We start from the raw sequence: 8,187 nt of genomic DNA, 5'->3' as shown, positions 1-8,187 counted from the left end.
ATACAAGAAGGGGAAATGGATATATTTATAGATGGATTTTCACAAACAATTGGTAAGTCAGCAATTATTACTATAAATCCTGAAAAAATTCATTCTTGTAAAACACAAGGGAATAATGGCTATAAATATAAATCTATTTATTTTAAATCTTCTTTTTTAAAAAATATTTTTAAAGATGATTTATTATCAAAGAATATTTATTTTAATAATATTACATTAAATAATAAAAGTTTATTTCAAAGGTTATCTTTTTTAATATTCCAAAATGAAAATAATCTTATTACAAAATTTGATTTTGAATGTGAATTTATAGATATTTTATCAAAAATCATTAATTTAAATTCAATCATCAATACAAATATAAAGTTTACTGCTCATGATTTACTTGTAAAAAAAGCTAAAGAATATATGAATAAAAATTTTTATTTAGAGCTTTCTCTTGATGATATTGTAGATGATTTAAATATATCAAAATATCATTTTATAAAAGTATTTAAAGAAAAAACTCATATTTCACCCTATAATTATTTAATGTTAATAAGAATGGAAAAAGCCAAACAAGCTCTTCAAAATGGAGAATCACTAATTGCCACTGCTTACAATTGTGGATTTAATGATCAAAGCCACTTAAATAGAAAATTTCAATCAATGATGGGTCTAACTCCAGGAATATATAAAAAATTTTTCAATTAACAATTTAATCCAATATTTATTTTTATTTCTTTGATAAACTTTTTACTATTAAAAATAAAAGGATAATTATATGAAAGGATAATTATATGAACAGACCTATAAATATGAAAACTATTGGTATTTTAGGAGGAATGAGCAATCAAGCAACTGCATCTTATTACAAAATGATAAATGATGAAGTTAATAAAGTTTATGGAAATTGGGATATTGCAGAAACAATAATTCAAGGTGTAAATTTTGGAAATATAGAATATTTTGTAAGAAACAATAAATGGGATGAGGCACAATTATATCTTAGAAATAAAGCAATACTTACTCAAAAAGGTGGTGCTGATTTACTTATTTGTGTTTCAAATACTATGCATAAGGTACTAGAAGATATTTCTAATTCAATTGAAATTCCATTTATTCATATTGTTGATCCAACAGCAGAAGCAATCATTGATAGTGGATTATCAAAAGTTGGATTACTTGGAACAAAAGCTACAATGGAAGCAGATTTTATAAAAAATAGATATAAAAATAATTATGGGATTGATATAATTACACCCAAAGAAGATTTACAAATATTAATAGATAAAATAATATTTGATGAACTTGTTAAAGGAAAAATACTTGAAAGTTCAAGAAAAAAGTATATTGAAATATGTCAAGATTTAAAAAATAAGGGAGCAGAAGGAATTATTTTAGGATGTACAGAAATCTTTTTACTTCTTAGACAACTTGATACTCCTGATATACCATTATTTAATACTACAGAGCTTCATGTAAAAGCTGCAGTAAAAATGGCTTTAAATCATAAATAAATCAAAGTCTTGAATATTTATTCTAATAAGAGAAATCTTATTAGAATTTTAAATAAACTAGAAATTATTTTAATTTTTTTAATTCTTCTATAGCCTCTTTATATTCAAATGTTTTTATCTTAGAAAGAATACTATCTTTAATCTCTATGCTAGTAATATTGTCTAAAATATTTGATAGTTTTGTAACTTTTTCAAAAGAGATAAAACTATTTTTTGATAATGACTGCAATACCTCATCTAAGGTCTGCCCTATTTCATCATCATTATATTTTATACTTATTTCTTCTTTTTGAATAGTTCTTTGTTTTAAACTAAATATTGTTTTATCTAATTCTTCAAGTAATTTATCTATTAATCTTTTATTTGAATAATCGGATTTTTGAATATCCAAACATAAATCATATATTTTGAAAATTGAAAGATTTCCACTAACACCTTTTAATTTATGTATTAATTCATTTAAATTATCTTTATTTTCACTTTCACTAATTTCTATATTAAACTCTTCATAATCTTCAACAAAACTATCCAATAAAGCAAAAGCTAAATCTTTATTTTTTACTCTATTGATTAAACTTTTTATATCTACTCCATATAATTTACAAGTAGAATTATCAACTTCTTTTATTTCTTCATTATTTATTTGAACTTTTTCAGGTAGTAGTAATTTTAAAATATTTATTAAATCTTTTGTCACTATTGGTTTTGGAATATGATAATCCATACCTGCATTTTTTGATAAGATTTTATCTTCATTCATTACAGCAGCACTTAATGCAACAATTGGAATATCTAAGAACTCTTTGATTTTTATAGATGCTTCAAAACCATCCATAATTGGCATTTGTAAATCCATAAAAACAATATCATAGGTATTTACTTTTGCCATTTTAACCGCTTCTAAACCATTTGAAGCAATATCTACATCTAAACCAAAAGATGTAAAATACTCTTTTGTTACAATTTGGTTTATTGCATTATCTTCAACCAATAATACATTTGCATTGATTTTAAAACTTTTTATATCATTATCTTTACTTATACCATGTATTCTTTTCTTACTTGTAATAATTGAATCAAATAATGATGAAGAAGTAAATGGTTTATGAACAATTTTTTCAATTGTAATATTTTCTTTTTTAGCTTTTTGTATTATCTCTTTTTCTTTAAATAGCGTAGCCATTACAATATTTAAGCTATTAATTTTTAATTCTTCTTTTAGTTTTTTTATAACATCTAAGCCACCTATTTGAGGCATTAAATAATCAACAATTAGATAATCAATATTTCTATCTTTTGCTAAAGTCAATGCTTCCTCTACATCTTTACAAGAGATAACATCAATTTTCCATGAACTAAGAATTGTTTCTAATATTTTTCTATCAATAGGACAAGATACAACGATTAAAAATGTTTTTGCTTTAAATATATCTTTTGAACTAAGATTATAATTAATACTATCATCATAGTCTAAATCAATTGTAAAAATAAAACTTGAACCTTTATTTTCTTCACTTTCTATTTGAATCTTTCCATTCATTAAATTTACTAAATCTTTTGTAATAGTTAATCCTAAACCAGTTCCTCCATAAATTCTTGTATTAGATGAATCAACTTGCTCAAAAGATTTGAAAAGTTTTTTTTGATTTTCTTTTGAAATTCCAATACCTGAATCCTCAACAGTACAGATTATCTTAACTTTAGTATTAGATATTTCTTTTAAATCAATTGAAATATTTACATAACCTTTTTGTGTGAATTTAATAGCATTTCCAATTAAGTTATTAAAAATTTGTGAGAGTCTAAGAGCATCACCTTTTAAAACAAATGGTATTTTAGGGTCTATTTTTATATGTAAATCAATACCTTTTTGATAAGCTTGATAATCAAATAAATTTGTAATATTTAATAATACTTCATCTAAATTAAAATCTTTTTGCTCTAAAGATAACTTACCTGCTACTATTTTTGAATGATCTAAAATATCATTAATCACATTTAAAAGTGCAGCTGAAGAGATTTTTGATTTTTTTAAAAACTCTTTTTGTTTTGTAATAGAATCAGTTTTTAAAGCTAAATCAGTAAGTCCTACTATTCCATTTAGAGGTGTTCTTATTTCATGACTCATATTAGCTAAAAATCTACTTTTTGCTTCAGATGCTAATTCAGCATCTTTTTTTGCTTTTAATAAGCTATTGATTAATTGTTTTTGTTCTGAAATATTTTGTACAGTTATTTCTATTTCTTTTGCTATATTATTTTCATCTTTTAGTATTTTAAATTTTGCTAAAAAATGTACTTCTTTTGAATAAATATCATTCATATAAAATTCAATAATAATTTTTTCATCCATTTGAGAAATTGCTTGTGAAAGTTTTTTTAAACTTTTATTGTTTTTTTCAAGTTTTGCTAATTGTTCAAAAGATATTTCTTTGTTATATTGTTTAAAAGCTAACATACTAAACCAATTATCATCGAACTTTAATTTCATAGTTTTTAAATCCAAAATCCAAAAAGAAAGTTTTGCAATATTAGAACTCTCTTTTAATTTTAAATCTGTTTTTTCCAATTCAGTTGATAAATCCCTAAATACATTTTTAATAATTAATAGTGAAAAATAACCTATAAAAAGAATAATAATTGATACAATTGAATACTCTTTTAGTAAAGAAGTGTTTAATTTATTAATATAATCTTTATTTGTTTGAAGAACAACAATAAGGTTATTTTGCATATTAACATCTAATTTTCTTGAATAGATTTCTTCATCTTTATAAATTTTTGAATTTAATATATTATTTGCTTTATTTGGTAATTCATTTTTAATATTATATTTTTCATCTTTATAAAAACCCCAATCTTTTTCTTTTTTATAATGTTTTAAATAAAAACCATTAGAATCAATTAAAGATAGATTATAAATTTCTGTTTTATCAAAGATTTCTGTGAAGTGTTGCATAAAATAATTAATGATAATAATTCCTGAAAATTTATCATCTTTTTTAATTGGAAGAATAGCTCTTATTGTTGGATTATATGGAGTTTGAACTTTATTGTTTTCAAAATTTAAATCAAGCTTTGAGAACCAAACTTTTTCAAGCTCTTTATTTTTAGAATCTTTAAAATAGTATCTTGTAGATTTATTTTGTAATTTATTATCTTTAACTTCAAAAGGTTCTGAGTTTATATCTTTTCTATCTAATCTAAGTAACTCTTGGCCATCTTGGTTTATATATCTTATTTGCATTATTAGATGTGAACTCTTAGCAATTGCAGTAAAAAGAGGTTTTATTGTTTGAATATCTTCATTTTTCATATACTCTTTAAATAATGAAGAGCTATAAATTGAAAAAAGTTGATTTTTAGATTCACCTAAAAAGTCTTGCAAAATCAGTTCTTTACTCATAAACTCATTTTTAGCATTGTGCATTAAGATTTCTTGATGTTTTGAACCAAAAAGTAATTTATTAACTATTATAAATGAAAAAATTATTATAAATGAATATATTAAAAAAGTTAAATATAATTTTTTATCAGAACTAATTTTGAGCATGTTTTTCTTCTTTCCTACAAAACTATAGTTTAGTTTCTAGGCGACAATAGTAGTGTTAAAACACTAAAAACATTATTAATATTTATAAACTATTTACTATTGTTCATTAAATTATTTATTATTTTTACCATTATAAGATTGAAAGATTATCATTTAAGAAAATTTCACTATAATAATAAAAAAAAATCAAAGGTGCTTATTTTATGAATTTAAAAACTGTAGATATATTAATTGTTGATGATGAACCTATAAATATACATACGGTTGCAAATTTACTAGATGAAAACTATAATATCTCAATTGCCACAAATGCAAAAAGTGCTTTAGATATTATTAATGAAAAAAATACACCTTTTCATATTATATTACTTGATATAAATATGCCTAATATGAATGGCTTTGAACTTACAGAAAAAATTTGTGAAGATAAAAAAAATAAAGATAGTCATATTATCTTTTTTAGTGCTGATGATAGTGCTGATTATATTCAAAAAGGTATAGATTTAGGTGCATCTGATTATATTACTAAACCTATTGAACCAAAAAAATTCTTACTTAAAATATCTTTTTGGACTAAACTTATTATACAAACTACAGAAAATAAAAAAAATACACAACTTTTAGAACAGTATAAAAATACAGTTGATAGAAGTTCAATTGTTTCAAAAGCAGATGCAAAAGGAATTATAACTTATGTAAATGAAGCTTTTTGTGAAATTTCTGGGTATTCAAAAGAAGAATTATTAGGAAACCCACATAATATTGTAAGACATCCAGATATGGACTCTTCTGTATTTAAAGAAATGTGGCATTGTATAAAAGATTCAAAAAAACCTTGGATGGGAAAAATAAAAAATAGAAAAAAAGATGGTAGTGATTATTGGGTACAAACTATTATCAATCCTATTTTAGATAAAGACAATAACGTACTTGAATATATTGGTATAAGAACAGATGTAACAGAAATAGAACAAATGAAAGAGCATCTAAAAAAACAATATGATATTACGCAAGGTAACTTTAATGAAGTAATGAATCTTTCAAAGCTTTATGAAAAAGCAATGGATCAAAGTAGTATTATTCTAAGAGCTAATACAGATAAAATCATTACTTATGCAAATGATTTATTTTATGAAATTAGTGGGTATACAGAAGAGGAACTTATTGGAAAACCATATAGTTATATAAAAACAGATTCAACTATTAAAACCTCTTATATTGATGAGATAATTGAATCTTTACAAGATAAAAAAGTATGGAAAGGTCAAATAAGAAATATATTTAAAGATGGTAAAATCCATTATTTCTTAGCTACTGTTGTTCCTATTATTAACCTAAAAGGTGAAATATTAGAATATATGAGTATTAGACAAGATATTACAGAAATTGTTGAACTTCACCAAGAAATGGAAGAAACTCAAAGAGAGATAATCTATAAAATGGGTGAAATTGGAGAAAGTAGAAGTAATGAAACAGGAAACCATGTAAAAAGAGTTGCTGAATACTCAAAACTATTAGGACAACTATATGGTTTAGATGATAAACAAGCAGAAATATTATTTACAGCAAGTCCAATGCATGATATTGGAAAAGTTGGTATTCCTGATTCTATTTTAAATAAACCTGGAAAACTTACTGATGAAGAGTGGGAAGTTATGCGTACTCATTCAACTATTGGTTATGATATTTTGAAAAATTCTAAAAGAGAAGTACTTCAAGCAGCAGGAATAGTTGCAAGAGACCATCATGAAAAATGGGATGGAAGCGGATATCCTAGAAATATAAAAGGCGAAGATATTCATATCTACGGAAGAATCACTGCTATTGCAGATGTATTTGATGCACTAGGAAGTCATAGATGTTATAAAGAAGCATGGGAAGATGAAAAGATTTTCCAGCTTTTAAAAGATCAAAAAGCTAAGCATTTTGATCCTGTATTAATAGATTTATTTTTTGATAATTTAGATAAGTTTAAAGCAATTAGAGATAGGTATACAGACTAATATGCAAAACCTACAAAACGAAATAATCTCATTTTCAATAATTGCAGTTGTAGTAGTACTTCTAGCACTTTTAACAAAAAAAATGCAAGATAAATATAAATAATAATTTTAAATTATAATCTTATGTTTTCAAATATAAGATTATCAAAAATTATTTTTCCTTTGTTGTATTTTTTCATACTATTTATAGTCCATGAAAATATAGGTATATTTAATCTTTTACAAAAATCTACAATTAAAGTATTACGTAGTTTATAATCTAATGATATATAATCTGGACTAGCTTTTAAAAACTTATATAAAAAATCTAATTTATATAAATCAATATGAGATTTTTTATGATTACTAAAAATCAAACCTCTTTTAAAATTTCTTCTATGTTCTTTAAACCAATGGACAACTTCTTCATTAAATGAGCAAATAGAAAATTCACCATTATAATTATCTAAAAGTTCTGCTAGATTTTTTTCAAATCCCCCTACTTTTGACTCATTTTTAATTTCTATAATAAGAGGAACTTGTCCATCTACAAGTGTTAAAACGTCATTAAAAAAAGGGATTTGTTCTTTTGTATCATATAAAAATACGTTTTTTAGGTCTTTTGAGTTTAAGTGTTTAAGTTTTTTATCTATACCACACATTCGAAAAAGATTTTTATCATGAAAAACTACAATTTTTTTATCTTTTGTAATTCTTAAATCTAGTTCAATTGCGTAGTTATGTTTTATTGCTTTTGTAAATGCAAGTATTGAATTTTCAGGAGTTACAAAACCTTCATATAATCCTCGATGGGCTATAAATTGCTTTTTCATGTAAACTCCTTTAAAATAATTTATTAGTTAATACAATATCCAATATTTGAATGATTTACAATTAATTCATAAAAAGTTTTATCTCTAATTGATTTTATTTTATTTCTTAAAGTAAATCTAGTCATCTCTTTATCTTTCCAAATTACCTCAGCAATTGTTTCAATTTTAACAATTTTACCCTTATTTTTTAGTAATAATTCTAATAGTGCATTTTCGATTTTTGTAAGAGATACTTCTTTATTAAAATTATCATATAACTTATTTAAATTATAATTGTATGTGTAGTCATTTTCTAAATCAATTGTACTATTAATATCAAG

At 23.2% G+C, this 8,187-nt stretch carries 6 protein-coding genes; 3 read left to right on the top strand and 3 right to left on the bottom strand.

From position 1 onward, the window contains the following. The coding region (locus ACERKK_RS08795) for a helix-turn-helix domain-containing protein (protein WP_373772710.1) at positions 1 to 693 on the top strand (693 nt) is incomplete at its 5' end. An 86-nt stretch (positions 694 to 779) separates the two neighbouring features. Continuing rightward, on the top strand, positions 780 to 1,499 hold the full coding sequence (locus ACERKK_RS08790; protein WP_373772709.1) for an aspartate/glutamate racemase family protein: 720 nt from the start codon (positions 780 to 782) through the stop codon (positions 1,497 to 1,499). Between the two features lie 64 nt (positions 1,500 to 1,563). Here the strand turns inward: ACERKK_RS08790 and ACERKK_RS08785 are convergent, their stop codons facing one another. Further along, positions 1,564 to 5,052 (bottom strand): response regulator, encoded by a 3,489-nt coding sequence (locus ACERKK_RS08785; protein ID WP_373772708.1) that lies wholly within the window; start codon positions 5,050 to 5,052, stop codon positions 1,564 to 1,566. A gap of 203 nt (positions 5,053 to 5,255) precedes the next feature. Here ACERKK_RS08785 and ACERKK_RS08780 point away from each other — a divergent pair, with 203 nt between their 5' ends. After that, the gene (locus ACERKK_RS08780; RefSeq protein ID WP_373772707.1) at positions 5,256 to 7,055 is read left to right on the top strand and encodes a PAS domain S-box protein; all 1,800 of its coding nucleotides are present in this window, start codon (positions 5,256 to 5,258) and stop codon (positions 7,053 to 7,055) included. 113 nt (positions 7,056 to 7,168) lie between these two features. Here the strand turns inward: ACERKK_RS08780 and ACERKK_RS08775 are convergent, their stop codons facing one another. Beyond that, positions 7,169 to 7,867 (bottom strand): glycerophosphodiester phosphodiesterase family protein, encoded by a 699-nt coding sequence (locus tag ACERKK_RS08775; protein ID WP_373772706.1) that lies wholly within the window; start codon positions 7,865 to 7,867, stop codon positions 7,169 to 7,171. A gap of 23 nt (positions 7,868 to 7,890) precedes the next feature. Further along, on the bottom strand, positions 7,891 to 8,187 hold a 297-nt coding region (locus ACERKK_RS08770), incomplete at its 5' end, for a helix-turn-helix domain-containing protein (RefSeq protein WP_373772705.1).

This window comes from Poseidonibacter sp. (genome assembly GCF_041821165.1).
In the GTDB taxonomy this organism is placed as follows: Bacteria; Campylobacterota; Campylobacteria; order Campylobacterales; family Arcobacteraceae; genus Poseidonibacter.
The sequence above is the reverse complement of the archived record's forward strand: the minus strand, read 5'-3'. Positions and strand labels throughout refer to the sequence as shown.